This is a genomic window from Schaalia dentiphila ATCC 17982 (genome assembly GCF_000154225.1).
GTDB classification, from domain to species: Bacteria; Actinomycetota; Actinomycetes; order Actinomycetales; family Actinomycetaceae; genus Pauljensenia; species Pauljensenia dentiphila.
In genome coordinates this window covers 1,820,491-1,846,159 of record NZ_DS264586.1, presented here as the reverse complement: position 1 = coordinate 1,846,159, position 25,669 = coordinate 1,820,491, and the positions used below count along the sequence as shown (strand labels likewise).

Sequence of the window (25,669 nt, the reverse complement as noted above, 5' to 3'; positions counted from 1 at the left end):
CCTGCGTCAGGTGCGCGGGTCGTGACGCTGCTGGGCGGTTGCGTGGGCTAAGAGCTCGCGCAGCCGCCCGTCGCGTAGCGGGCTGTCGACGGGCTGCGCCCAGGGGAGGGGACCGTTCCATTCGACGAGGCGCGTCCCTTCGCGGCACAGCTCGGCGCACAGGAGTGACGTCTCAGCCCACGAGGCGACGGATGCGGCCATCCCGCCGGTCTCGATCGGCTCCGTGGAGGTGAGAACATCGATCCACGGCGACGGGTCGGAGCGCGGCGGAACGACGACCGAACTGAGGTGGCGGCCGTAGGAGGCAACATGCAGAATCCAGCCGGGTTCTCCACCGTCGCGACGCGCGCCCCAGACGATACGCGAAGCCGCCAGGAGGGGGCGCATGGTTGCGCGCTCAACGCCCGCGATGTAGGCGCTCAGTTCGTCGCGCGCTCCAGCCGCCGCCTCGAACAGCCCCTGCGCGGACAGGCGCTCCATCAGGGAAGTGAGCGCGTTTGGGACCGCTAGTGACGAGGCTTCCACGGCCTCGTCGAGGATGGCGCGCGAGGAGTCGTGATCGGCCTGGGCGAGGACCCGCTCGATCGCCCCTGCAGCCCGCTGAGCGTGCGCGCGCGTTCCGAAGGGGCCGAGGGCGTTGGGCAGGTCGTCGAGCGTCACGGACGAAACGACGCGGGGGCGGTCGGCCTCGGCGATGACCCAGTGCTGGGATCCCTGACGCCTCGACGCGGAGTTATAGGGCGGGGCGAGGGCCTTGATGTCGCGCAGTTCTCGGATCCTCGCCTCAAGAATCGAGGCGGTCGGGTAGGGTCGCACTCCCGCGGCCAGGGAGACCATGCGCTGCACCTTCGGGCGCTTTTCGGCTTTCGTGTAGTAACTGCCCACGCGTGACTTCAGGGACGAGGCCGACCCCACGTAGAGGGTGCCTCCCGCGGTATCGATGAAGTGATAGACCCCGGGAGAGGTCGGCAGGTCCGTGACGAAGTCGGGCGTTGATGGGCGGCGCGCCGGAGCCTGATCCGTCAACACGATCAGGTCCTCCACATCGGTCGCGCCGGCTGCGGCGAGCAGGTCGATGAACCCCAGGAGGATCTCTGCCGTCGCGCGCGCGTCTCCGAGTGCTCGGTGCTCGGGAACGGTGGCGGTACCGAAGTAGGAGGCGACCGTGCCCAGTTTGTGGTTGCGCACGAGCGGGCGTGGCAGGGCGAGCCGAGCGAGTGCCAACGTATCGACGATGCGAACGCGAGGCCACGGGCGCGCACATGCGCGGGCCGCACGGCGTAGGAAGCCCACGTCAAAGGACGCGTTATGCGCGACGAGGACGGGGGAATCCGAAGCTCCAAGGCCTGACCACTCCAAGAAGTGTTCCAGAACGGATGCGATCGGGGCTGCATCGGCCACCATCGCGGGAGTGATGCCGGTCAGAGATGTGATGAACGGTGGAATCGGACGCGAGGGCTTCACGAGGGAAGAAAACTCGTCCACGACCGCTCCATCACGGATGCGCACAGCGCCGATCTCAGTAATGTCTGCGCCCGCACCCAGGCCCGTTGTCTCAAGGTCGACGACAACCCAGTGCCCGCCCGAGGTCGGCGTCCCGACGGCATCGAGGCTGGGTTGAAGCTCCACCGACGAGGCCCTCGAAAGGGTCGCTGACACCACTGATCGCGCGAAAGGACGAGCCGATTCACCGGGCGCTATGGTTTCCCCACAATCGCGCACGGCAGTTCGTTTCGTCATACAGTTGATACTAATTCGTTCGCGCGCTCGCGCGCCCGTCGAGACTTCAGGAGTGACAGTGGCGTTCTATCAGGCTCTCAAGGCGACCGGCAGCCCCATTCTGAAGGCCGCCTATCACCCGTGGATCCGCGGCAAGGAGAACATTCCCGCCGAGGGACCCGCTATCCTCGCGTCCAACCACAACGCCGTGTGGGACTCTGTCTTCCTGCCGATGATGCTCGACCGTGAGGTCGTTTTCATGGGCAAGGCCGACTACTTTACGGGCACCGGTCTCAAGGGATGGATGACAAAGGAGTTCATGCGCGCCGTCGGCACCATCCCGGTCGACCGTACCGGTGGACGCGCTTCGGAGGCGGCACTGAAAGCGGGACTGAAGCGACTGCGTGAGGGCAAGCTCTTCGGCATCTATCCCGAGGGCACGCGCAGCCCCGACGGGCGCCTCTACCGCGGCAAGACCGGCGTCGCGCGCCTCGCACTCCTGTCCGGCGCCCCCGTTATCCCGGTGGCCATGATCGGCACCCATGCGGCGCAGCCGATTGGCCAGAAGATCCCTTCGCGTACAAACATCGGCATGGTGATCGGCGAGCCCCTGGACTTCTCGCGCTACCGCGGCCTCGACAAGGACCGCTACGTCCTGCGCGCGATCACCGACGAGATCATGTACAACCTGATGCTTCTGTCCGGCCAGGAATACGTGGACTTGTACGCCGCCGACGTGAAGGCTCAGCTGGCAGCCGAGGGCGCCTTCGAAGGGCCCGTGCCCTCCAATGGTCGGCCCGCGCCCGGTGGGCGCACCGCCCCCGAGGTGCCCGTTCCGACCGCTCCCGAGGAAGAGTGCAGCGAGGACGAGAAGGCCTCGGACAAGGAGTAACATGGCCGGGCCGTCACCAACGGTTGGTACTTGCAATCGCGTTTCGTGGGACGGGCGTCCCGGGCGAAACGTGACGTGGGCCAGGTAGAATGAACTGTGCCTCGCGCACGCGCGCCTCCGCGCACTAGGCAGCCCCATCGGGCAGCCGGGGTGACGCGGATCGCGCGCGCGGGCTCTTACCTAACCAACCTGAGAAAGGTGACATTCATGTCGGTCCGTCGTGTTGCCCTGCTGACCGCAGGTGGCTTCGCCCCGTGCCTGTCCTCCGCCGTCGGCGGACTCATTGAGCGCTACAACGAGATTGATCCCACGGTTGAGATCATCGCTTACCAGAACGGCTACCACGGCCTGCTCACCGGCAACTACGTGCTGGTGGACGAGGAAGCGCGCAAGCACGCTGCCGTCCTGCATCGCTTCGGTGGTTCCCCGATCGGTAACTCCCGCGTCAAGCTGACGAACAAGAAGAACCTTGTCGAGCGCGGTCTCGTGTCCGAGGATGAGGATCCGCTGCAGAAGGCCGCCGAGCAGCTGCGCGCCGACGGCGTTGACGTTCTGCACACCATCGGTGGCGATGACACCAACACGACGGCCGCTGACCTGGCCGCCTACCTGGAGGAGCACGACTACCACCTGACCGTCGTGGGCCTGCCCAAGACGATCGACAACGACGTTGTGCCGATCCGCCAGTCCCTGGGTGCATGGACCGCCGCTGAAGAGGTCTCCGAGTACTCCCAGAACGTCATCGGCGAGCACCGCTCCAACCCGCGCATGCTTATCATCCACGAGATCATGGGCCGCCACTGCGGTTGGCTGACCGCCGCTGGTTCGAAGTGCTACCACGACTGGCTGAAGACCCAGGAATGGGTGCCCTCGATCGGGCTGTCGCAGGAGCGTTGGGACATCCACGCCATCTTCCTGCCCGAGATGAAGATCGACCTGGACGCCGAGGCCGCGCGCCTCAAGGCCATCATGGACGAGCAGGGCAACGTCAACATCTTCCTGTCCGAGGGCGCAGGCGTCCCCGAGATTATCGCGGAGATCGAGGCCGCCGGTGGCGAGGTCCAGCGTGACCCCTTCGGCCACGTCAAGCTCGATACGATCAACCCCGGCCAGTGGTTCGCCAAGCAGTTCGCCGAGAAGATCGACGCCGAGAAGGTCATGGTCCAGAAGTCCGGCTACTTCTCGCGTTCCTCGCGCGCCAACGCCGACGACCTGCGCCTCATCAAGTCGATGACCGACCTCGCCGTCGAGTGCGCTTTCAAGGGCGAGTCCGGCGTTATCGGCCACGACGAGGAGGACGGCGATCGCCTGAAGGCCATCCCGTTCCCGCGCATCGCGGGCGGCAAGCCCTTCGACATCTCCCAGCCCTGGTTCCTCGAGATGATGGCCGAGATCGGCCAGACCGTCGAGCCTGCCGGCGAGTGAGTCGCTTCGCGTGATTCCTTCGATCACTCCCGGACGCGGCGGTGAGCCTGTGCGTAAGCCTCGCTCCCGCCGCGTCCCCGAGCGTCTGTGGTCACCCGAGTCTGGGGAGCGCGCTCCCTGGGACACGTGGCGCGGCCTGGACGCTGCTCAACAGCCTTCCTACGCGGACGCGGAACACCTCCGTGATGTGACGGCGCAGCTGCGCCGTCAGCCGCCGCTCGTGTTCGCTGGAGAGGTTGACGATCTGCGCACGTGGATGGGTGCGGCTGCCCGCGGCGAGGCCTTCGTCCTGATGGGCGGGGACTGTGCCGAGACCTTCGCCGAGGCGACGGCGGATCACGTGCGCCTGAAGATTCAGACGCTGTTGCAGATGGCGGTCGTCTTGACGTACGGTGCGTCGCTGCCGGTCATCAAGGTCGGCCGTATCGCAGGCCAGTACGCTAAGCCGCGATCGTCGGATATGGAAACGCGCGACGGCGTCACGCTGCCCAGCTACCGCGGCGACGCCGTGAACTCCTTCGAGTTCACTCCCGAGGCGCGCGAGCCCGACCCGCAGCGCCTGCTGTCGCTGTACAACCACGCGGCTTCGACCCTGAACCTGATTCGCGCCTTCACGAAGGGCGGCTACGCGGACCTGCGCCAGGTGCACCGCTGGAATCAGGGCTTCATGTCGAACCCTGCCTACGCGCGCTACGAGTCGCTGGCAGAAGACATCCACCGAGCGATCAAGTTCATGGGTGCCGCGGGCGTCGATTTTGAGACGCTGCGCGATGTGGACCTGTACTCGTCGCACGAGGCGTTGCTGCTCGAGTACGAGTCGGCGATGACACGCATTGATTCGCGGACGGGCGAGCCCTACAACACGTCTGCCCACTTCCTGTGGGCGGGGGAGCGGACGCGCGAGGAGGAGGGCGCTCACATCGAGCTGCTGGCGCGTGTTCGCAATCCGATTGGGGTTAAGCTCGGCCCGTCGACCACGCCGGATCAGATGCTCTCGCTCATTGATCGCCTGAACCCGGATGGTGAGGAGGGGCGCCTGTCGTTCATTACGCGTATGGGCGCCGGCCGCATCCGCGAGGCGCTCCCGCCGCTGCTGGAGGCTGCTCGGAAAGACGGTCGTCCGCTCACGTGGATGACTGATCCGATGCACGGCAACACGATCACGTCGTCGACTGGCTACAAGACGCGTCGCTTTGAGACGGTCATGGACGAGGTCCGTGGCTTCTTCGAAGCACACGAGGCCTCGGGAACTGTCCCGGGTGGCTTGCACGTCGAGCTGACGGGTGACGATGTCACCGAGGTGATCGGCGGCAGTGAGCACATCGATGACGAGTCGTTGCGCGACCGTTACGAGACGCTCGTGGATCCGCGCCTGAACCACCAGCAAAGCCTGGAGATGGCTTTCCAGGTTGCCCAGTACCTGGCGAAGTGTTCCTCCCACGAGGAGTGAGTTCACCGCACAAGTGCCCCGGCCTCGTCGGTCATGGACGAGGCCGGGGATACTGATGACGAGTGAGTGGCTCGGGCGCGCTCAGACGATCGTGATCGTGACGACGCTGCCCTTTTTCAGCATTGTTCCGGCGGCGGGATCGGTCTGTCGGACGGTTCCGAAGAAGCCACCGAGGATTGCCTCCTCCTGCACGGTGAAGCCGGCTGCCTCGAGGGCAGCGCGAGCATCCTGACGCTGGCGGCCTACGACGTTGGGCACCGCGACCTTCTCGGGTCCCTTCGACACCGTGTAAGCGACGGTGTCGCCACGGTGCAGGATCGTGCCCTCATTGGTCTGCTGAGAGATGACCTGGCCTTCGGGGACCGTGTCCGAGAACGCCTCGGTCGGTGCAGCCACGAGGCCCAGGCCCTCAATGGAGCTCTTTGCGGCATCGGCGTTCATCCCGTTCAGCGACGGCACCGTGAGGGGCTCACGGCCCTTCGACAGCACCACATCAACGGCGCTGTCGTGCGCCAGCTGTGAACCAGATGCCTGGGACTGTGAGATGACCTGGCCCTGCGGGACGTCCTCGGAGTATGCGTCGGTGATGGCACCCAGGGCGAGGCCGACATCGGTAAGGGCCTTGCGTGCGTCCTCCTGGTTCTTACCGACGACGTCAGGGACCGTCTTCATGTCCACGCCCTTGGAGACGTGGAGTTGAACCTCAGCGCGTTTGTGGACGGGCTCGCCGCCTTCCGGATCGGAGCGAGTGATCGAACCGGCGGCGACGTCGTCAGAGAACTCCTCCGCAACGGAAGAAGCAAGTCCCATCGCGTTTAGTTCTGCCTGAACATCAGCGAGGGGACGACCATCCGTCGCGGGCATGGTCAGGTAGGAGCCCGGGCCGTATTCGGTCCACCACCAGCGTCCGCCAACGACTGCGGCGGCGAGGAGCAGAACAACGAGGGTAGCCCACAGGGCGGCGCGCTTGTACGTCTTGGTGCCGCCGTTCTCCGAAGCATTGGGAAGCGGGGCCGACGTGTGGACAGTGGCGACTGTCGACGGCGCCGGGAGGGGCAGAGGCCTCGTGAACTGAGCCGAAATCAGCTCAGTGTTGAGCGCGCTCGTTTCCGAGGCGCCCGCCCGGTCAGCCGGCGCGATGTCCGCGCGGCGGTTGGCCAGCTCCGACGGAATGGCGGCAGCAGCGCGAGTGACGAGGTCGATCGCGTCCGACGCGTCGGCGGGGCGCGAGGCGGGGTCGCGGGCGGTCAGGGCGGCGACGAGATCGTCAATCTCTCGTGGAATCCACGGCTGCGCCTCCGACGGGCTAGGCACGTCGTCGGAGACGTGATGCGTCGCGATCTGCAGGGGTGACTCACCCGCCCACGGAACGGAGCCTGTGAGCATTTCGTAGAGCATGATGCCGACCGAATAAATGTCTGAACGTGCGTCGGCCTGAGCGGTCGTTGCGATCTCAGGGGCGATGTACGCAACCGTGCCGAGCATGTTGCCCGTCGAAGACATGGAGACTTCGGAGGCAGCTCGTGCGAGACCAAAGTCGGTCACCTTCGCCGGACCGTCGGTCGGAACGAGAATGTTCTCGGGCTTGATGTCGCGGTGAATAACGCCGACGCGGTGGGCGGCGCGCAGCGCCTCAAGAATGTCGGTGGTGTAGCGCAGTGCCTGCGGGATCGTGAAGGCACCCTGCGCGCGCAGCAGCTGGCGCAGGTTCGTGCCGTCGATGAGCTCCATGACGAGGAACCCCTGGCCTGTGACCACGCCCTGGTCAAACACGGAGACGACGCCGGGGTGAACGATTCGTGCGGCCGAGCGCGCCTCGCGGCGGAATCGTGCGACGAAATCCTCGGAGTCTGCCAGGTGCGGGTGCATGACCTTGAGGGCGACGGGGCGATCAAGGCGTTCATCTTGCGCGATGTAGACGGTGGCCATGCCGCCACGCGCCAGCCTGCGCGTCACCCGGTACCGTTCGTCGACGAGGAGGCCGATCAACGGGTCCGTCTGGTCGAATGTCTGTTCGTCGCTCACTTGCTTGATTCTATGGGAGTTTTCGCGAAATCATTGGAAGTGCCCACGTCGGTGCGGCGCATGAATGGGGTACTCTTGCGCTCATGACCAGTGTTGATATCACCGTGCTCTCCACCGACGAGGTCTGCCGTCTCCTCGGCATCGAGGAACGCCGCCTCAAGCAGCTGATCCGCGATCGTGTGCTCATCGAAGCGCGCGACGCCAGCGGGGTGCTTGGCGTCCCGCAGGAGGTTATCGTCAAGGGCGACAACGGGTGGGAGCCGCTGCCGTTCCTGCAGGGCACACTGACCCTGCTTGCCGACGACGGCTTCACGGCTGAGGAAGCAGCAGCGTGGCTGTACACCGTGCAGGACGAGCTGGGTGAGCGCCCGATCGATGCGCTGACGTCGGGCCGTCATCACCGAGTGAATCGAATCGCCTCGACGCTGGCCTTCTGAGGCTATTCCGTCTTTTCAAGCCCGCCTGGCGGTCAGGAGCGAGCACAGTTCACGCAGCATGGCGCGAGCATCCTCATCGAAGGTGGTGGCCTCAAGGGCGGCATGTCCGTCGGCGACGAGTCGTGCAATCTCGGCCTCGTGTGCGGCGCGTCCGTTGCGCTCCACGATGTCGGTTGCAGTCGCGATCTGCTCAGGAGAAGCCTCGGCCACCCCGAGGACGTCGGTGAGGGCGCGTCGCTCGGCGGGGGAGGAGGCCTCCCACGTGAGCGCCAGGAGTGCAGTGCGCTTTCCTTCGCGCAGGTCGTCGCCGGCCGGCTTGCCTGTCACTGCCGGGTCTCCGAAGACCCCGAGATCATCATCGCGCAGCTGGAAAGCCAGGCCCCACGGGGTCAGAATCGTCTCGAGAACATCGAGCAGGTCGGCGACGCGATCGAACGATGAAGCTCCGCAAATCGCGCCGAGGAGCGCCGGGTGGACGACTGAGTAGTGGGCCGACTTGTGCAATGCCACCTCGAGCGAGTCGCTCGTGCTGAGTGCATCGGTGCGCTCAGGATCGAGCGGGGTTTGTTCGGCGGTGATGTCGAGGTACTGGCCCAGCGCGACCTCCGCGTGCATATCCGCGAAACGACGCGAAAAAGCACGCGCGCAGTCCTCGCGCAGTGTCAGGGCCTGTTCGTCTGCGGCAGCTGTTGCTGCCGAAAAGAGGAAGTCCCCGACCAAAATAGCGCCGTGTTGACCGAAGTCCGTCGATGATCCGATCCACGACTGTGCGGTGTGGTAATTCGCGAGCCTGCGGTGAGGGGTGGGCATGCCGCGCCGTTCGTCAGCCTTGTCGATGATGTCGTCGTGGACGAGGGCGCTAGCCTGATAGAGCTCCAGTGCCGCGCTGAGATGGGGGAGTGAGACTTCCTCGACGGATGTTCCGGAACTGAGCGCGTAGCCCACGTGGGCCATGAGGGCGCGGAAGCGCTTCCCTCCAGATACGGAGGCGAGGACCGCACGAGAGAACTCCTCAGAACGGTCGGAAGTGCCTGCGCGGGCGAGGAGATGTGCGAGGCTGGTGGCCGTCGCCTCGTCGATGAAGGGACGCAGCGTTGCGAAACTGTCGCTCAGAGTCATACGCCCACTCTAACCGAGGTTCGAGTTCGTGCGTGAGCCCAAGGCGGGGGATCCTCACACCTACCGTCAGGAAAACTAAACGGCAAGGCACTAGACTTGGCGCTGGTATGCCGATTTGCAATCGGCTCCGTTGTGCATGCCCATCAATGAAAGGGACCCGTGTGAGTGCATCTCGCGCTTCGGCAAAGGACTCCGCGACGACTGAGGAAACCACGGAGGTGAAGACCCCCGCGAAGAAGGCCGCGCGCGCCAAGAAGGCTGCCCCCACGGTCGACGCGGCGAGCGCTCCCGCCGAGGAGAAGAAGTCTGCCGCGAAGAAGGCCCCGGCGAAGAAGGCTCCCGCGAAGAAGGCTACTGGCGCTGCAGATGCCGAGCCGAAGGCTTCGGCACAGAAGGCGACTGCTAAGAAGACCACGAAGAAGGCTGACGACGCCGAGGAGACCGGGAAGAAGGCTCCCACGAAGAAGACGGCTGCCAAGAAGACGGCGAAGAAAGCCGCCGACGCCGCAGAGGCCGCCGAGAAGGCCCCCGCGAAAAAGAAAGCTGCTAAGAAGACGGCGAAGAAGGCCACCGACGCTTCCGAAGAGAAGACGACGAAGAAGCCCGCTGCGACGAAGACGCGCGGTCGCAAGAAGAAGGAAGAAGAGATCGTCGAGGAGGCCGTCGAGGAGCTCGTTGACACCGTCGACGAAGACTTCGAGCCGACTGGCGAGGACCTTGAGGACCCCGAACTCGGTACTGAGACCGTCGACGAAGACGACGTCGACGCAGAGGACGAAGCGGAGGAAGAGGATCCGAAGCTCGCTGAGGGCGCCGCACTTCGTGAACGCACGAACGATGGTATCCACGTCAAGGGCGGCTTTGTCGTCTCCGATTCCGATGAGACCGACGAACCTGTCCAGCAGGTGACGGTCGCCGGTGCAACCGCCGACCCTGTGAAGGACTACCTCAAGCAGATCGGTAAGGTCTCCCTGCTGAACGCTGAGCAGGAAGTGGACCTCGCCCGCCGTATCGAAGCAGGCCTCTACGCCGAGTACAAGCTGAAGAACCAGGCTGATGAGATGACCAGCCGCGAGCGTCGTGAGCTGCACTTCCTCGCGCAGGATGGTCAGCAGGCGAAGAACCACCTGCTCGAGGCGAACCTCCGCCTTGTCGTGTCGCTGGCCAAGCGCTACACCGGCCGCGGTATGCAGTTCCTGGACCTGATTCAGGAAGGCAACCTGGGCCTTATCCGCGCTGTCGAAAAGTTCGACTACACGAAGGGCTACAAGTTCTCGACCTACGCCACCTGGTGGATTCGTCAGGCGATCACCCGCGCGATGGCGGACCAAGCTCGTACGATCCGCATTCCGGTGCACATGGTCGAGGTCATCAACAAGCTCGCGCGCGTCCAACGCCAGATGCTCCAGGACCTGGGGCGCGAACCCACTCCCGAGGAACTGGCTAAGGAACTCGACATGACCGCCGAGAAGGTCGTCGAAGTTCAGAAGTATGGTCGCGAGCCGATTTCGCTGCACACGCCCCTCGGCGAGGACGGCGACTCCGAGTTCGGTGACCTGATTGAGGACTCCGAGGCCATCGTGCCCGCGGACGCCGTGTCCTTCACCCTGCTGCAGGAACAGCTTCACCACGTCCTGGACACACTGTCTGAGCGTGAAGCCGGCGTTGTGTCGATGCGCTTCGGCTTGGGCGACGGTCAGCCGAAGACTCTTGATGAGATCGGCAAGGTCTACGGCGTGACGCGCGAGCGTATCCGTCAGATTGAGTCCAAGACCATGTCGAAGCTGCGCCACCCCTCGCGTTCGCAGGTTCTGCGCGACTACCTCGACTGACGTGCTATCGATGCGTTCGAGGGTCGGGAACAATCGTTCCCGGCCCTCGTGACAACATCGTCACAATGCGTGCATGTGCGGGTGGCATCGTCGCGCATTGAGGTTCTCGTAAGGCAGGATGATCACATGCTTGAGGGTGCATTGATTCTCGTTTTGACTGTCGTTCTGGTACTCGTCGTTGCTGGCGGCGTCGTCGCTGTGCTGGCGCTGTCGCGCCGTAGCGCGGACGAATGGAAGGGCGTCATCAAGCGAGAGAGTGAGGAAATCGCCGACGAGGTGAAGACCCATCACTCGCTACCCAAGCGTGCCTCCTCCTCACCCGACGGACCCGTGGTTCCGCGTACGGCGTCCCTGCGCTCGCTCCTGCAAAGTGCTGACTCGACGAGCGCCTACTTCGACGCTGACCGCCTACCCGGCATCGACCGCCTCGAAACGGTGACCGACCGCGTGAGCGTGCGCTTTGACCGTGGCCGTCGTAGCGCTGACGGAGGGGGCGAGTCCGTGCCGGAGTCAACGCAGTTATAAGGCAGTGATGCCGCACTCAGGTTTTCTGTCACGAGCGTCCATAGGGGATAATGACCCTATGGACGCTTTTATTTCTACCCTCCAATCGCCGTGGGCAGTCGTTATCGCCCTGGCGGTCGCCGTGCTTATCGGTGTCGTTATTCGTCTTGTCGTGAGTTCGCGTCGCCGTTCCTCGCAGGACGTGACCCCTCAGCCCCAGGCTCAGGCTTCCGTTGAGGCTCGTCCCGATTCGCCTACCGAGGCGCCGCTTGATACAGCGGACCAGCCTCGAGCGGGTCCGGTAGATGAGCTCGCGCCCACCCCCGAGCAGCGCCCTGAGGCTCCCGCAACCCCGGCCTCGTCCATCGAGCGCCCCGAACCCGTGCGCGGACGCATGGAGCGCCTGCGCGAACGCCTCGCGTCTTCCGGCTCGCTTGGGCGTGCGATCCTCGGCGTTCTCAGCCGCGGCCAGCTCGGTGCCGCCGACTGGGAGGAGATCGAGGAGTCTCTCCTCATCGCTGACCTTGGCCTGGAGGCTACTGACACGTTGATGGAAGCCCTCAAGCGCCGCGTCGCGGTCGAGTCCGTGACTGACGAAGCGCGCATCCGTGAGATTCTTCGCGAGGAGCTCCTGGAGCTCGTCGATCCCGCCATGGATCGCTCTCTCAACCTCGAACGCCCCGAGGTCGACGGCTCCGTCAAGCCCGCGGTTGTCCTGATGGTCGGTGTGAACGGCACCGGAAAGACCACGACCGTTGGCAAGCTCGCGCGCATCCTCGTCGCGGAAGACAAGTCCGTGATCCTGGGCGCCGCCGACACCTTCCGCGCGGCCGCCGCCGATCAGCTGGCGACGTGGGGCGAGCGAGTTGGCGTCGATGTCGTGCGCAGCGACCGCGAGGGTGCAGACCCGGCCTCTGTTGCTTTCGAAGCCGTGCGCGAAGGCGTCGAGCGCGACGTTGATGTTGTTCTTGTCGATACCGCGGGACGCCTGCAGAATAAGTCCACGCTGATGGACGAGCTCGGTAAGATCAAGCGCGTCATGACCAAGCAGGCCCCGGTCTCCGAGGTCCTTCTGGTGCTTGACGCCACCACCGGCCAGAACGGCATGAAGCAGGCCGAGGTCTTCGCGGAAGCTACCGGCGTGACCGGCATCGTTCTGACGAAGCTCGACGGTTCCGCCAAGGGTGGCATCGTCGTCTCCGTCCAGCGTGCGCTGGGCGTTCCCGTCAAGTTCGTCGGCCTCGGCGAGGGGGCCGACGATCTGGCCCCCTTCGATCCGCAGGGCTTCGTTGACGCGATCGTGGGTTCCGCGCAGGGCTGAACCCCGCCACCATGACGCGTACCTCGGCCCCGGTGAGACGACTCCCGGGGCCGAGGTGCGCTAACCTGTGCCTAGTACAGCCGCCATCCTGGGAGTAAACACGTGTTTGGAAACCTGTCAGATCGTCTGAGCCAGTCGTTCCGTAGCCTGCGTAGCCGCGGCGTCCTGACCGAGTCGGACGTCGATCACGCGATTTCCGACATCCGTCGCGCCCTCATCGACGCGGACGTTGCGCTCCCCGTCGTTCGCCAGTTCACCACGCAGGTGCGCGAAAAGGCCTACGGCGCAGCCCGCTCGAAGGCCCTCAACCCGGGTCAGCAGGTCGTTTCCATCGTGCACGAGGAGCTCGTTGAGATCCTCGGTGGCGCCACGCGTGAGCTGAATTTCGCTGAGTCCGGTCCCACCGTCTTCATGCTCGCTGGCCTCCAGGGTGCCGGTAAGACCACGCTCGCCGGAAAGCTGGGTAAGTGGCTGCGCGAGGAGGGCAAGACGGTCCTGCTCGTCGCCTCCGACCTCCAGCGCCCCAACGCCGTCCAGCAGCTCCAGGTTGTTGGCGAGCGCGCCGGCGTCAAGGTGTGGGCGCCCGAGCCTGGCAACGGCGTGGGCGACCCCGTCGAGGTTGCGCGTAGCGGCGTCGAGTTCGCCCGCCAGAGCGGCATCAACGTGGTCATCGTCGATACGGCAGGTCGCCTCGGCGTCGACCAGGAGATGATGGAGCAGGCTATCGCCATCCGCGATGCCGTCAACCCCCACGAGATCATGTTCGTCCTTGACGCCATGGTCGGTCAGGACGCGGTCTCCACCTCCACAGCCTTCCGTGACGGCGTCGGCTTCACGGGCGTCGTTCTATCCAAGCTGGACGGCGATGCGCGCGGTGGTGCCGCGCTGTCCGTTCGCGGCGTGACCGGCGCGCCGATTCTGTTTGCCTCAACGGGCGAGGGCCTTGACGACTTTGAGCGCTTCCACGCCGACCGTATGGCCGGCCGCATCCTCGATATGGGTGACATCCTCACCCTCATCGAGCAGGCTGAAAAGAAGATGGATGCCGAGGAGGCGGAGAAGGTTGCGGCTAAGGCAATGGCCGGCCAGCTTACCCTCGGCGACTTCCTGAGCCAGCTTCAGCAGATCAAGAAGCTTGGTTCGATGAAGAAGATGCTCGGCATGATCCCGGGTGCCGCCCAGATGCGCGAGCAGATCGAGAACTTCGACGAGCGCGAGGTCGACCGCGTGGAGGCCATCGTCCGCTCGATGACCCCGGCCGAGCGCGAGGACGTGTCGATTCTTAACGGTTCGCGTCGAGCGCGTATCGCCCTCGGTTCCGGCACGACTGTCACCGAGGTGAACCAGCTCGTCCAGCGTTTCGAGGCTGCGCGCGAGATGATGGCGCAGATGGGCCAGATGGGTGGCGGTGTTCCCGGTATGGGCGCACTGCCCGGCCGCGGCGGCAAGGCGAAGCAGAAGGCCAACGCCCGCAAGGCTCAGGCCCAGCGTGCTCGCATGAAGAAGAGCGCACGATCCGGTAACCCCGCGAAGCGTCGCCAGCAGGAGCTGGAGGCCATGCTGCCTCCGTCTGAGCGCAGCGCGCCCCAGGGTTCCTCCTTCGGCGTTGCCCAGGAGGCCCCCGCTCCGCGTCCGACGATCGACGATCTGCCGGACGACGTCAAGCGCATGCTCGGCCAGCTCTGAGGCATGGAGTTCAGTGGGCTCGCCCTGTGGGCGGATAACGAGTCCGAGCGCCCGTCGTGGGTGCGCGGCACGTGGCGTGTCAATGGGGGAGTCATTCGCCGTGTGAACGAGGTGGAAACCGCGCCGTCGGCGGGATTCGTCGTCCCCGGTATGGTGGATACGCACTGCCACATTGGGTACTCGGAGTCCGGTTCGGTGTCCGAGGCTGAGATGGTCGAGCAGGCGCGCGCGACGCTCGCGAGCGGCGTAACCGTCGTGCGCGACTGTGGCGTGCCGGTTGATAACTCGCTTGCCGCTCGCGCAACCGGCCTGCACCTGATCCGCTGTGGTCGCCATGTTGCGCGTCCGAAGCGCTACATGCGTGACCTGCCGCTGGACGTCGACGATCAGAGCGAGCTTCCCGCGGTCCTCGCGTCAATGGCGCACTCCTCCGACGGGTGGGTGAAGATCGTCGGTGACTGGATCGACCGCAGCGCTGGAGCAGACTCTGACCTCATGCCTCTGTGGGATCCCGCGGTGTTGACTGACGCTGTTGCCGCCGTGCACGAGGCCGGGGCGAGGATCGCCGTGCACGCGTTCTCGCACCGCGTGATCGACTCGCTCATTGAGGCCGGCGTTGACGACATTGAACATGGCAGCGGTATCGATGCGGATCAGGCCAGCGAGATTGCCGCACGCGGCATCGCGGTGACGCCGACGCTGCGCCAGGTCGAGCTCTTCAAGGATTTTGCGGCCCAGGCGGGGGCGAAGTACCCCGTCTATGCGGCGACGATGCGGGCAATGTACGACGAGCGGCGCTCCCACTTCGAGATGCTCGTCGACTCCGGCGTCCTTCTCTTGATGGGAACCGACTCGGGCGGCTACCAGGATCACGGCACGATCGCCGGCGAGCTTGACCGGTGGCTCCGATGGGGCGCGCCCGCTGAGTTCACGATCGACGCTGCGACGTGGGTGAGCCAGCGCTACCTCGGTTACCCCGGCCTCGTCGAGGGGGGTCCCGCTGATTTCCTGATCCTGGACGAGGATCCGAGGGTCAATCCGACGATCCTTGCGAACCCCGTGCGCGTCACGGTGGGTGGAACGCCCATGTGGGAGCGTCTGTCCTCCTGAGTTCGCGGCAGTGATCGATTTAACCGATTCGCACGACACGGCACTCGCTCCTGACTTGGGATTCAGGGGCGACATATGGCATAATCGCTAGCTGTACCCGGCGGTTCGTAGACCCTCTCACTGCGTGCCGTCGTGTCCCGGCCCAATGCGACCCCTGTGTTTCCCACCTTGGGACGCAAAGGTCCACACCAATCTGAAATGGAGAGACCACTCAAGTGGCAGTTCGAATTCGCCTGAAGCGCGTGGGTAAGATCCACGCTGCCCAGTACCGTGTTGTCGTTGTCGATTCGCGCAAGAAGCGTGACGGCCGCGTCATCGAAGAGGTCGGTTACTACGATCCTCAGCCCAACCCGTCGATCATCCGCATCGACTCTGAGCGTGCCCAGTACTGGCTCGGTGTTGGCGCTCAGCCTTCCGACCAGGTCCGCAAGCTGCTGGTCCTGACCGGTGATATCGCCAAGTTCAACGGCAAGGCCGACGCTGTTTCCCGCGTCATCGTCTCCGAGGCTGACAAGGCCGCCCAGGCCGAGCAGGCCATCAAGGACGCCGAGGCTGCTGCCGAGAAGTCTAAGGCCGCTGCTTCCGCCAAGAAGGCCGAGGAAGAGGCCGCCGCAGCCGCTGCTGAGGCTGAGGCCGGCGAGCAGGCTTCCGAAGAGGCCGCCGGAGAGGATGCCTGAGCATGCTCGCCGACGCGTTGGAGCACCTGGTCAGCGGCATCGTTGATCACCCCGAAGATGTCGAGGTGACGCCTCGTTCCATGCGACGTGGCCAGCTTCTTGAGGTTCGCGTGAACCCCGAGGATCTGGGTCGCGTCATCGGACGCGGCGGTCGGACGGCTCGCGCGCTGCGCACCGTCATGGGTGCGTTGTCCACGCGTGGCACCGTCCGCGTTGACGTCGTCGACACGGATCGCGAGTAAGACTCGCACACGTCACGAAGGGGTCCGGCATTGCCGGGCCCCTTCGTTGTATCCTTCGGGGGAGTCCCCGTTTACCGTCAGGAGAACACATGCAGCTCACAGCCGCTATCGTCGGCCCCGCCCACGGCTTGCGAGGCGAGGTCATCGTGGACGTGCGCAGCGACGATCCCGAGGTCATGGCACCCGGTTCGCGCTTGGACATTGCGGGAGATCAGCGCAGCCTCACTGTGCGCACCGTTCGCGTGCACAAGGATCGCGTGCTTGCGTCGTTTGAGGAATGCGTGACGCGCGAGGATGCTGAGGCTCTGCGCGGTGCCCGCCTGCTCGTCGACGCTCACCCCGAGGAGGATGCCTGGTATCCGCACGAACTCAAGGGGCTCCAGGCGCGTACTCCGTCCGGCGATGTTCTCGGTAGCGTCAGTGGACTGACTCCGGGCGCGGCGCAGGATTTGCTTCTCGTTGCCACGGATCGAGGCACTGTTTTGGTTCCCTTCGTGACGGCCCTCGTTCCTACCGTCGACGTCGAGGGTGGATTTGTCGTCATCGATGCGCCCCCCGGCCTGTTCGACGACGATGCCGTGTCGGAGCGCGAGGGCGACTGACACCGTGCGCTTCGACCTTATTTCGATTTTCCCTGACTATTTTGCGCCTCTTCGTCTCTCGCTGATGGGGAAGGCAGAGGATGCCGGCCTCGTGCATCTCCAGGCGCACGACCTGCGCGAGTGGGCCACCGGCAAGCATCGTAGCGTCGATGACACCCCCTACGGCGGTGGCGCGGGCATGGTAATGCGTGCGGATGTGTGGGCTCGCGCCCTTGACGAGGTGCTTGCCACGCCGCTCGCGGAGCGCGACGGCGATGGGACTCAGGCCTCGCTGCGTCGCGTCCTCGCGATCCCGACGCCGTCGGGAACGCCGCTGACCCAGGCGCGGGTTGAGGATCTTGCGCGCGCCAACCAGATCATCGTTGCCTGTGGGCGCTATGAGGGGATCGACGCCCGCGTTGCCGAGTACTACCGCGGCGCTGGCGTCGAGGTTGTCGAGTTTTCTATTGGCGACTATGTGCTCAATGGTGGCGAGGTCGCCGCGATGGTTCTTACTGAGGCTGTTGCGCGTCTTCTCGAAGGATTTATGGGAAACCCGGGCTCCCTCGTTGAAGAATCGCACTCGGGTGCGGGACTCCTCGAATACCCCGTGTTCACCAAGCCCAGGGAGTTCCGCTCCCTTGAGATCCCCGAGGTGCTTCTCGGCGGTAATCACGCGGCGATTGAGCGGTGGCGGCGCGATCGCGCGATTGAGAAGACGGCACGCGTGCGCCCCGATCTCGCGCTGTCGCTGGATGCTTCGTCGCTGACGCGCGAGGACCGTGCGATGCTGGCCCGCTGCGGTGTTGCGTATCCGCGAGCTGGCGGGGCGGAACGGCTCGACGTGCGACAGGCTGAGCTTGAGGACGTCGTCGCAGTCAGCGAGCTCGCGGCGCGTACGTTCCCGGATGCTTGCCCGGAGAACCTGCCCGAGGAAGCGATTGCGCAGCACATCGCCACGCAACTCAGTGCCGACGTGTTTGACGATCTTGTTTCCGATCCCGAGCATCATCGCCTGTTCGTCGCCGAGGTCTGGGGTGGCCTCGTTGGTTACGTGCTCACCCACGTTGGACCCGATGCGCTGCCGAGCGACATGGTGCGTCCCGGGCGCGTGGAGGAAGGTAGTGCCTACCTGTCCAAGTGCTATGTTGACGAGGCGTGGCGTGGCAGCGGTGTTGCAGATGCGCTCATCGAGCGTGCTATCGCCGATGCGCGAGACTTGGGGCATGCCGCTGTTGTGCTCGGCACCAATCGAGGGAACAAGGAGGCGCAGGCCTTCTACAAGCGCCACGGATTCCGCAAGCGTTCGAGCCGAACCTTCGATGTGGGCGGCGTACGCAACTACGACGTTGTCATGGTGCGTGATCTCACCGCATAACACATCCGCGGACTAGCCTTGGTGTGTCCTGCTGTGGGAGAATAAACGAGATTGTGCGCGGTTCATCCTGCCGCAGGGGGACACCGAGGCGCACGATCACACGTCAAGTGAGCGGGTTCGACCCGCCCAACCAGGCGCTTCCGACCTGCGGCAGTTGCGTCAAGGAGAAGAAATGCAGAAGCTGGACGCCGTTGATGCGGCTTCGCTGCGCGATGACATCCCCTCGTTCCGAGCTGGCGACACCCTCAAGGTGCACGTCAAGGTCATCGAAGGTAACCGCTCTCGTATCCAGGTCTTCCAGGGTGTCGTGATCGCTCGTCGCGGTCACGGTGTGTCCTCCACGTTCACGATCCGCAAGGTTTCCTTCGGTGTGGGCGTCGAGCGTACCTTCCCGGTCCACGCCCCCACGATCGACCACATCGAGGTCGTTACCAAGGGCGACGTGCGTCGCGCTAAGCTCTACTACCTGCGTGAGCGTCACGGTAAGGCTGCGAAGATCAAGGAACACCGTTCCGGCAAGTCCGCCTGAGGCTTGCCAGGCATACGCCTTGGCATTTTTCACGGAAAGGCCCGACACCGCGCGCCGGTGTCGGGCCTCGCCGTATCCTGGGATGGTTGACGCAACGACAAGGAGATTGCATGACCCCGACAGCAGGACCGTCACTCGGCCCACTGCATTCGCCTTCTCTTCGGGATCGTGATCGCGCGGAGGCTCGCGCTCGTCGCAACCCTCTCGTGTGGCTGCGCGAGATCCTCATGATCATCGTGGTTGCCCTCGTGATTTCGTCGCTGCTGCGTGCCTTCATCGTCCAGGTTTTCTGGATTCCTTCACCGTCGATGCACAACACGCTGGTGGAGGATGACCGCATTGCCGTCTCGCGTATCGATGCGCTTCGCTCGAACGTGCACCGCGGGGATGTCGTCGTCTTCGATGATACCCTCGGCTGGCTGGGCTCGTCGCAGGTGACTTCTCCCTCAGTGCTGCGCCGGCTGGGGGAGTTCACCGGTTTCGTTCCGGGAGGCAGTGAGCAGACGCTCGTGAAGCGCGTCATCGGCGTCGGTGGCGATCGTGTGTCATGCACCAGTGCGAACGGCAAGGTGAGCGTCAACGGAGTTGAGCTTGACGAGACCTACGTGCCCGATGGCCAGGTGCCGTGTGGCGAGCGCACTTTTGATGTTGTCGTTCCCGAGGGACACCTGTGGGTGATGGGTGACAACCGTTCGAACTCGGCTGATTCTCGCTACCACATGGGGTCGGGGCAGTCTCCCTACGTGCCGGTTTCCTCGGTCGTCGGTACCGTTCAGGCGGTCATCTGGCCCACGTCGCGTTGGACGACGGACATCGCGCACCACGAGGTGTTCGCGTCTGTTCCGGACGCCTCATGACGACCGCCTCGCGTGACCTTGAGGTCTCTCTCGCGCGTCGGTGGGGGATCGTTGCGGGGATGGATGAGGTGGGGCGCGGGGCTCTGGCCGGTCCTGTCGCCGTGGGTGTGGCGTTCATTGGCATCGATGCCGCACCGGTTCCTGAAGGCCTCACCGACTCGAAAGCGCTGACTGCTCGTCGGCGGGAGGCCCTCGTCGATCCCGTGCGTGAATGGACCTTGGCTTGCGCAGTTGGCTACGCCTCCCCACAGGAGATTGATGACTGGGGCATCATCGCCGCGCTTCGTCTGGCGGGTCGGCGCGCCCTGGCCGAGGTAGCCAGCCACGGCCTCGTTCCCGGTGGTGTTCTGCTGGACGGCTCGCACGATTGGCTGTCCGCACCCGACGATCTGTTCGGTGCCATCGACGGGCCTGGGGATCCTTTCGGCGTCGATCTGCCCGTCCAGATGCAGGTGAAGGCCGACGCGTCCTGCGCGGTCGTTGCAGCAGCGTCCGTCCTCGCGAAGGTTGAACGTGATCACCTCATGGCGGAGCTCGAGGATCCGGGCTACGGATGGGCATCGAACAAAGGCTACGGCTCGACCGCCCACACTCGCGCGATCGTGGAGCTCGGCGTGTCGGATCAGCATCGTCGCTCGTGGAAGATGCCGACGCAGGCCACAAAGTAGGGCGCGCCGGGGTGGCGTGACTCGGCTGGGCGCGCGGCCCGGCATGATGGTTGCGTGAGCGAAGAAATCGAAGGTTACGAAAACAATCTGGAGCTGGACCTCTTCAAGGAGTACCGCGACGTCATCGGGTTGTTCAAGTACGTCGTGGAGACCGAGAGGCGTTTCTATCTGTGCAACCACGTTGATGTGCAGGCACGCCCGGTCGGCGGCGACGTCTTTTTCGAGCTGGCGCTCAGTGACGCGTGGGTGTGGGACATCTACCGCTCGTCGCGCTTCGTGCGCTCTGTGCGCGTCATTACCTACAAGGACGTGAATGTCGAGGAGCTCTCCAAGCCGGAGCTCGACATCCCGTAATTGCGGATGAGCCGCTCCGCGGTTGTCCACAGGCCTTTTTGCGAACCGCTCCCTATCCACAGGGGGCGGTTTTCGCATTGTGTCACAGACTGTCTCAGGCGCACTGTGGGTGCGGAGGTGATCCGTGATGGGATGCTCAATACGGCCCGATCGTCGGGCCATTGGCGCTGCGGGTGAATATACCGCTCGACTGGCGCTCGAAGAGGAAGGCCTGCGCCTTCTTGACACCAACTGGCGAGATGGTCGTCGGGGCGAGCTCGATATCATCGCGCGTGACGAGACCGATCCGTCGCGTTCGTGGACCGTGATCGTGGAGGTGCGCACCAGGGTCGGGCGCAGGAAGGGGAGTGCGCTTGCCTCGGTCGATCATCGCAAGGTGGCGCGGCTTCGGGCGCTGACGGGTGCCTGGTGCAGGGCACACGGTCACCTTGCTTCGCGTGTGCGTATCGACGTCGTCGCCATCACCGTGGATGTGCGGACGCTGGAATCCTGGCCGGCTCCCATGGACGAGGCAGTGGATCTTCGCGCTCTGGGGGCACAGGTCGTGTGGTTGAGGGGTGTGCAATGAGAGGGCCGGGACTTGCGCGCACGTATTCCATGAGCATCGTCGGCATCGAGGGACACCTTGTCGACGTGGAGACATACGCGGGGTCGGGCCTCGTGGCGTTCACGCTCGTCGGCCTGCTCGACACCTCCGTGCGCGAGGCACGCGATCGCGTGCGTGCTGCGTTCGAGTCGTGTGGCCTGGACGTCTTGGACCAACGCATCACCGTGAATCTGTCCCCTGCTGGTATTCCGAAATCGGGGTCGGCTTTTGACCTCTCGATCGCGGCGTCCATCGCTCTGGCCACAGGCCTCGTCTCGCCGGTGGCTTTTGAGGACGCGGTCCTCGTTGGTGAGCTTGCGTTGGATGGAAGTATTCAGCCGGTGCGCGGGGTGCTGCCGGCTGTGCTGGCCGCACGTTCGCGGGGCGTGCGCAGGGTGATCGTGCCGTCGGGATGCGCCCAGGAAGCGCGTCTGGTCAGCGGCATTGAGGTCCTTGACTTCGCGCATCTGGCTGACCTCATCGCCTGGGCCGGGGGAGAGGCTGTGAAGGCTCCGTTCCACGGGAGAATGGGTGTGCGCCGCGAGGGAGACAGTGATGCTGATCCGACCCTCGCAGACATGGCCGACGTGCGTGGTCAGCCCGAGGCAATTGCGGCGATGGAAGTTGCAGCTGCCGGTGGGCACCACGTGTTTCTTCTCGGAGAGCCCGGATCCGGCAAGACGATGCTCGCCTCCCGACTGCCGACGATACTTCCAGATCTCGACGCCGACACCGCTCTCGTCACCACCTCGTTGCATTCGGTGGCGGGCCTGTTGCCTTCCTCGATATCGCTGATGACGCGGCCTCCATTCCAAGCCCCACACCATTCGGTGACCATGCCGGCGCTGATCGGTGGCGGCACGCGCACCCTCGTCCCCGGCGCAGCGTCGCTGGCGCATGGAGGGATCCTCTTTCTCGACGAGGCCGCCGAATTCGCTCCCTCGGTCCTTGACTCGCTGCGTGAACCCCTTGAATCAGGTGTCATCCATGTGCACCGCTCGGGCGTTCAGGCGCGTTATCCCGCCGCATTCCAACTGGTGATGGCGTCTAATCCGTGCCCGTGTGGAGGCGGATACGGAGGGCGGCGATGCACCTGTTCCTCGATGAATCGACGCAGGTATCTCGCACGTTTGTCCGGGCCGTTGCTGGATCGGATGGACATCCGCATCGACGTGCATACCCCCAGTCGGGCGGACCTGGCGTCGACACAGACACGCGATTCCGCGTCGATACGTGGACGTGTTATCGAGGCGCGCTCGAGGGCACGCACGCGCCTTAAGGGCACGCCGTGGACCATGAACGCGCAGCTTCCGGGAGCGTGGCTGCGACACCACTCAGGCATCGATGCTTCGCTCATTCATCAACTTGATCGGCTCGTCGATTCCGGTCACTCGTCTATGCGCGGAATCGACCGGATGCTACGCCTGGCATGGACGCTCGCCGATCTCGAGGCTGCGCCTCGGCCGACCTTTGACCACATTGTTGCAGCGCAGCAGCTGCGGAACGGAGCGGATCACTATGAATGACACAGAACTGTGGGAGGCCGCCTGGTGGTCTGCCGTCGCCGAGCCGGCTGATCCGTGCGCACGCATCCTTCGTCAGGCCTTAGGGGATCGAGATGCGCGCGCATGGCTGATCGGGAGCTGGTCGGCGCCGCCGTTGGCGCTTGCCCGTCACTCGAGGATTGACTGGCACACGCAGTGGAATCGGTGGAGGCAGCGCGCCCTCTCGGTCGACATCGACAGTGAGCTCACACGTGTCGCTCATGCGGGCGGCGGGTTCATGACACCCGGCGATCCACGCTGGCCAGAGCACCTTGCGTGCCTGGGGGAGGAGGAGCCGATGGGGCTGTGGTTCCTCGGCGAGCTGGTCGAGGCTCCGCGGGTGGATCGCCATCTGTCTATCGTGGGAGCTCGCGCTTCCACCGGTGCGGGAAACAGGTGTGCACGCAACATGGCGGCATTCGTCGCTGCGGCAGGCGTGACGGTCGTGTCTGGGGGAGCGATCGGCATTGACATTGAGGCTCACCGCGGTGCACTGTCTGCGCGTGGGCGCACGATCTGCATCCTCGCAGGGGGCGTGTGCAATCCCTACCCCGCATGCCACGGTGGCGACTTTCGCGCCGTCATAGATGGTGGTGGTGCCCTGATCTCCGAGGTCGCTCCCACCGCGAGGCCGGCGAAGTGGCGTTTCCTGACCCGTAACCGTCTGATTGCTGCATGGAGTGGGGCGACCGTGGTCGTCGAGGCGGGAGCGCGCTCCGGTGCCCTTGCGACGGCGCGGCGTGCCATGGAATACGGGCGTGAGCTAGGTGCAGTCCCCGGCGCGGTCGACGCGCCGATGTCAGTGGGGTGCCTTGAGCTTGCGCGCAACGGAGCGACGATCATCCGCGATGGGCGTGACGCCCTCGAACTCGTGCGCCCGGTGAGCGTTGACGCCGCCCAGCCTCTGTTCGGTATGCCGGTCGACGATGATCACGGGGTTGATGCCCTAGAGCCGACTCAGCGTCGGGTGTGGGAGGCTCTTCCCCGGAGTGCTCCCGCGTCGGTCGAAGCGATCTGTGTTGCTGCGGCACTGTCGCGCGAAGAAGTGAACTATGCGCTCATGGAGCTCTCGGTTGCGGGTCTAGTGGCCGGATCGACGCGTGGGTGGACGCGAACAGGCGGAGGCAGACCGTAGGATATCGATATGACACGCAATGTGGGGGAGCGCTGGGAAGAGTACTTGCGTCTTGGGCGGCGGATGAGCCCCCACACAGTTTCCGCGTACCTCGGGGATCTTCACTCGCTCATGGAGTTCCTCTCGCTCGACGCGGACGCGACCCCCGAGCAGTTGCGTGAGGCGCTCACGCAGCGCGCAGTGCGTTCCTGGCTGGCTCGCACCCTCGCGGATGGGGGAGCACGCTCGACGATCGCGCGCCACACCGCCGCGATTCGCAACTTCACCTCCTGGGCAATGCGTGAAGGAATCCTGGTGAGCGACCCCGCAGCGCTCCTGTCGTCTCCGCGCGCGGACCAGCTTCTGCCGTCTCCGCTCGATGAGTCCGATGCGAGGGTGCTCCTCAATACTGCTCGCGATGAAGCCGCGGCGGGAGGGGCCTCCCAGATTCGCAATTGGGCAATCCTCGAGCTGACGTACGCGTGCGGGCTTCGCGTCTCCGAAGTCTGTGCCCTCGACATCTCCTCCTTGAACCGCGACGCCCTCACCGTGCGCGTCGTTGGTAAAGGCAACAAAGAGCGGGTGGTTCCCTACGGTCCTCCTGCTGCCGACGCCCTCGACCATTGGCTGGTACGAGGCCGTCCCCAGTTGGCCGGGGAGCGCAGCGGGAACGCCCTCTTCCTCGGCGATAAGGGTGGTCGCATCGATCCGCGTATCGTGCGGTCGATGGTACACAAGACGGCGGCTCGCGCAGGCGTGCACGACATCGCGCCACACGGGCTGCGCCATTCCACGGCGACGCACCTGCTGCAGGGCGGAGCCGACCTACGTGCGGTCCAGGAGATGCTCGGTCACTCCTCGCTGTCGACCACTCAGCGCTACACCCACGTGGATACCGCTCGTCTGAGCGCGATCTATCAGCGGGCGCACCCCCGCGCCTAGGACCCTCGGGCTGGGACGCGCTGTCTCGCCGGTGATCGCCGACCGCGGTCGGTAATTCGCATGAGGCTATCGCGCCAACGCGTCGTCCCAGGGGAGAAGGCGCGGACGCCCGAGCGTCATACGTATTGGATCGATGTACGTGCGCCTGCCGGTCTTTGCACCCCAGTGCAGCGTGGGTGAGTCCCCTTCGACGAGGCCGATGATGCTTCCTTTCTGGACGTGATCGCCAACAGCAACGGACGGCGTCACGGGCAGATACGTCGACCAGACGACGCGCCCGCCGACCTCGTGTCGAATCGATATGACGCCCCTGCCCGCGATGGGACCGGCAACGGTCACAGTGCCCGATGCGCACGCGTACACCGGGGAGGGAGCCGGATACTGCAACGTCACCCCACGCCGCCCGGGAAGCCAGTCGTGGGCGGGTGGGGCGAATCCTTCGACGACGGCCACGGGCCCACCTGTTGGCCACTGCCACCGCTCGCGGTGCGCGGTTGCTACGCCCGGCGTTGCCGCGACAAGGAGCAGCGTGCCGACGAAGGTGGCGATCAGTGTAGCCGCTCTCAATCGGCCACGGTTCGGGATTACAGAGGTCATGACATCAGCGTGAGGGGACACGGCGCACAGGTCTAGTCGCCCGGCGTTGGTTGTGGATACTGCTGCGACGCGAAAGGAGC

At 64.9% G+C, this 25,669-nt stretch carries 25 protein-coding genes; 21 read left to right on the top strand and 4 right to left on the bottom strand.

Annotated features, from left to right (window positions below):
- Positions 1-6: 6 nt before the first annotated feature.
- Positions 7-1,629, bottom strand: a complete 1,623-nt coding sequence (locus ACTODO_RS07875) for an exonuclease domain-containing protein (protein ID WP_034512340.1) — start codon at positions 1,627-1,629, stop codon at positions 7-9.
- Between the two features lie 169 nt (positions 1,630-1,798).
- On the opposite strand from ACTODO_RS07875, the gene ACTODO_RS07870 reads away from it, so the two are divergent.
- From ACTODO_RS07870 to ACTODO_RS07860, 3 genes are all read left to right on the top strand, one after another.
- A complete protein-coding gene (locus ACTODO_RS07870) occupies positions 1,799-2,611 on the top strand; it encodes a lysophospholipid acyltransferase family protein (RefSeq protein ID WP_003792841.1) in 813 nt (270 codons plus the stop codon).
- 207 nt (positions 2,612-2,818) lie between these two features.
- Positions 2,819-4,036: a pyrophosphate--fructose-6-phosphate 1-phosphotransferase gene (locus ACTODO_RS07865; RefSeq protein ID WP_034467758.1), complete on the top strand. Its 1,218-nt coding sequence runs from the start codon at positions 2,819-2,821 to the stop codon at positions 4,034-4,036.
- Positions 4,037-4,046: 10 nt separating this feature from the next.
- Positions 4,047-5,486 (top strand): class II 3-deoxy-7-phosphoheptulonate synthase, encoded by a 1,440-nt coding sequence (locus tag ACTODO_RS07860; protein ID WP_034512337.1) that lies wholly within the window; start codon positions 4,047-4,049, stop codon positions 5,484-5,486.
- 81 nt (positions 5,487-5,567) lie between these two features.
- Here the strand turns inward: ACTODO_RS07860 and pknB are convergent, their stop codons facing one another.
- Positions 5,568-7,511, bottom strand: a complete 1,944-nt coding sequence (gene pknB, locus ACTODO_RS07855; RefSeq protein ID WP_003792837.1) for a Stk1 family PASTA domain-containing Ser/Thr kinase — start codon at positions 7,509-7,511, stop codon at positions 5,568-5,570.
- 83 nt (positions 7,512-7,594) lie between these two features.
- Between pknB and ACTODO_RS07850 the strand changes: the two genes are divergently transcribed.
- A complete protein-coding gene (locus ACTODO_RS07850; protein WP_003792836.1) occupies positions 7,595-7,948 on the top strand; it encodes an Rv2175c family DNA-binding protein in 354 nt (117 codons plus the stop codon).
- A 15-nt stretch (positions 7,949-7,963) separates the two neighbouring features.
- Here ACTODO_RS07850 and ACTODO_RS07845 read toward each other — a convergent pair whose 3' ends face one another.
- A complete protein-coding gene (locus ACTODO_RS07845) occupies positions 7,964-9,067 on the bottom strand; it encodes a polyprenyl synthetase family protein (protein WP_003792835.1) in 1,104 nt (367 codons plus the stop codon).
- Between the two features lie 146 nt (positions 9,068-9,213).
- On the opposite strand from ACTODO_RS07845, the gene ACTODO_RS07840 reads away from it, so the two are divergent.
- From ACTODO_RS07840 to ACTODO_RS07760, 17 genes are all read left to right on the top strand, one after another.
- Positions 9,214-10,899 (top strand): RNA polymerase sigma factor, encoded by a 1,686-nt coding sequence (locus tag ACTODO_RS07840; RefSeq protein ID WP_003792834.1) that lies wholly within the window; start codon positions 9,214-9,216, stop codon positions 10,897-10,899.
- 126 nt (positions 10,900-11,025) lie between these two features.
- Positions 11,026-11,424 (top strand): hypothetical protein, encoded by a 399-nt coding sequence (locus ACTODO_RS07835; protein WP_003792833.1) that lies wholly within the window; start codon positions 11,026-11,028, stop codon positions 11,422-11,424.
- A gap of 58 nt (positions 11,425-11,482) precedes the next feature.
- A complete protein-coding gene (gene ftsY / locus ACTODO_RS07830) occupies positions 11,483-12,724 on the top strand; it encodes a signal recognition particle-docking protein FtsY (protein ID WP_003792832.1) in 1,242 nt (413 codons plus the stop codon).
- Between the two features lie 102 nt (positions 12,725-12,826).
- Entirely contained in the window at positions 12,827-14,410 is a 1,584-nt protein-coding gene (gene ffh / locus ACTODO_RS07825) for a signal recognition particle protein (RefSeq protein ID WP_003792831.1), read from the top strand.
- Positions 14,411-14,413: 3 nt separating this feature from the next.
- Positions 14,414-15,520 carry an amidohydrolase family protein gene (locus tag ACTODO_RS07820; RefSeq protein ID WP_003792830.1) on the top strand — a complete coding sequence of 369 codons (1,107 nt, stop codon included), beginning with the start codon at positions 14,414-14,416 and terminating at the stop codon, positions 15,518-15,520.
- A 215-nt stretch (positions 15,521-15,735) separates the two neighbouring features.
- Complete coding sequence (gene rpsP / locus ACTODO_RS07815) at positions 15,736-16,197, top strand: 30S ribosomal protein S16 (protein WP_034512335.1); 462 nt, start codon at positions 15,736-15,738, stop codon at positions 16,195-16,197.
- 2 nt (positions 16,198-16,199) lie between these two features.
- Positions 16,200-16,439, top strand: coding sequence for an RNA-binding protein (locus ACTODO_RS07810; RefSeq protein WP_003792828.1), 240 nt, complete (start codon positions 16,200-16,202; stop codon positions 16,437-16,439).
- Between the two features lie 89 nt (positions 16,440-16,528).
- The gene (gene rimM, locus ACTODO_RS07805; RefSeq protein ID WP_003792827.1) at positions 16,529-17,041 is read left to right on the top strand and encodes a ribosome maturation factor RimM; all 513 of its coding nucleotides are present in this window, start codon (positions 16,529-16,531) and stop codon (positions 17,039-17,041) included.
- A gap of 4 nt (positions 17,042-17,045) precedes the next feature.
- Positions 17,046-18,398, top strand: a complete 1,353-nt coding sequence (gene trmD, locus ACTODO_RS07800) for a tRNA (guanosine(37)-N1)-methyltransferase TrmD (RefSeq protein ID WP_208853697.1) — start codon at positions 17,046-17,048, stop codon at positions 18,396-18,398.
- Positions 18,399-18,570: 172 nt separating this feature from the next.
- Positions 18,571-18,927, top strand: coding sequence for a 50S ribosomal protein L19 (rplS, locus tag ACTODO_RS07795; protein WP_003792825.1), 357 nt, complete (start codon positions 18,571-18,573; stop codon positions 18,925-18,927).
- A 110-nt stretch (positions 18,928-19,037) separates the two neighbouring features.
- Positions 19,038-19,784, top strand: a complete 747-nt coding sequence (lepB, locus tag ACTODO_RS07790; RefSeq protein WP_048671074.1) for a signal peptidase I — start codon at positions 19,038-19,040, stop codon at positions 19,782-19,784.
- Positions 19,781-20,452 (top strand): ribonuclease HII, encoded by a 672-nt coding sequence (rnhB, locus tag ACTODO_RS07785; protein WP_003792823.1) that lies wholly within the window; start codon positions 19,781-19,783, stop codon positions 20,450-20,452. The genes lepB and rnhB overlap by 4 nt, the downstream gene beginning before the upstream one ends.
- A 54-nt stretch (positions 20,453-20,506) precedes the next feature.
- Positions 20,507-20,806: a DUF2469 domain-containing protein gene (locus tag ACTODO_RS07780; RefSeq protein WP_003792822.1), complete on the top strand. Its 300-nt coding sequence runs from the start codon at positions 20,507-20,509 to the stop codon at positions 20,804-20,806.
- Positions 20,807-20,933: 127 nt separating this feature from the next.
- Positions 20,934-21,374, top strand: a complete 441-nt coding sequence (locus tag ACTODO_RS07775) for a YraN family protein (RefSeq protein ID WP_003792820.1) — start codon at positions 20,934-20,936, stop codon at positions 21,372-21,374.
- Positions 21,371-22,918 carry a YifB family Mg chelatase-like AAA ATPase gene (locus ACTODO_RS07770; RefSeq protein WP_034512332.1) on the top strand — a complete coding sequence of 516 codons (1,548 nt, stop codon included), beginning with the start codon at positions 21,371-21,373 and terminating at the stop codon, positions 22,916-22,918. Before ACTODO_RS07775 ends, ACTODO_RS07770 begins: the two co-directional genes overlap by 4 nt.
- Positions 22,911-24,071 carry a DNA-processing protein DprA gene (gene dprA, locus ACTODO_RS07765; RefSeq protein ID WP_003792818.1) on the top strand — a complete coding sequence of 387 codons (1,161 nt, stop codon included), beginning with the start codon at positions 22,911-22,913 and terminating at the stop codon, positions 24,069-24,071. The genes ACTODO_RS07770 and dprA overlap by 8 nt, the downstream gene beginning before the upstream one ends.
- Positions 24,072-24,080: 9 nt before the next feature.
- Entirely contained in the window at positions 24,081-24,992 is a 912-nt protein-coding gene (locus tag ACTODO_RS07760) for a tyrosine recombinase XerC (protein ID WP_003792817.1), read from the top strand.
- A 66-nt stretch (positions 24,993-25,058) separates the two neighbouring features.
- Here ACTODO_RS07760 and ACTODO_RS07755 read toward each other — a convergent pair whose 3' ends face one another.
- A complete protein-coding gene (locus ACTODO_RS07755; protein WP_003792816.1) occupies positions 25,059-25,589 on the bottom strand; it encodes a M23 family metallopeptidase in 531 nt (176 codons plus the stop codon).
- Positions 25,590-25,669 lie beyond the last annotated feature (80 nt).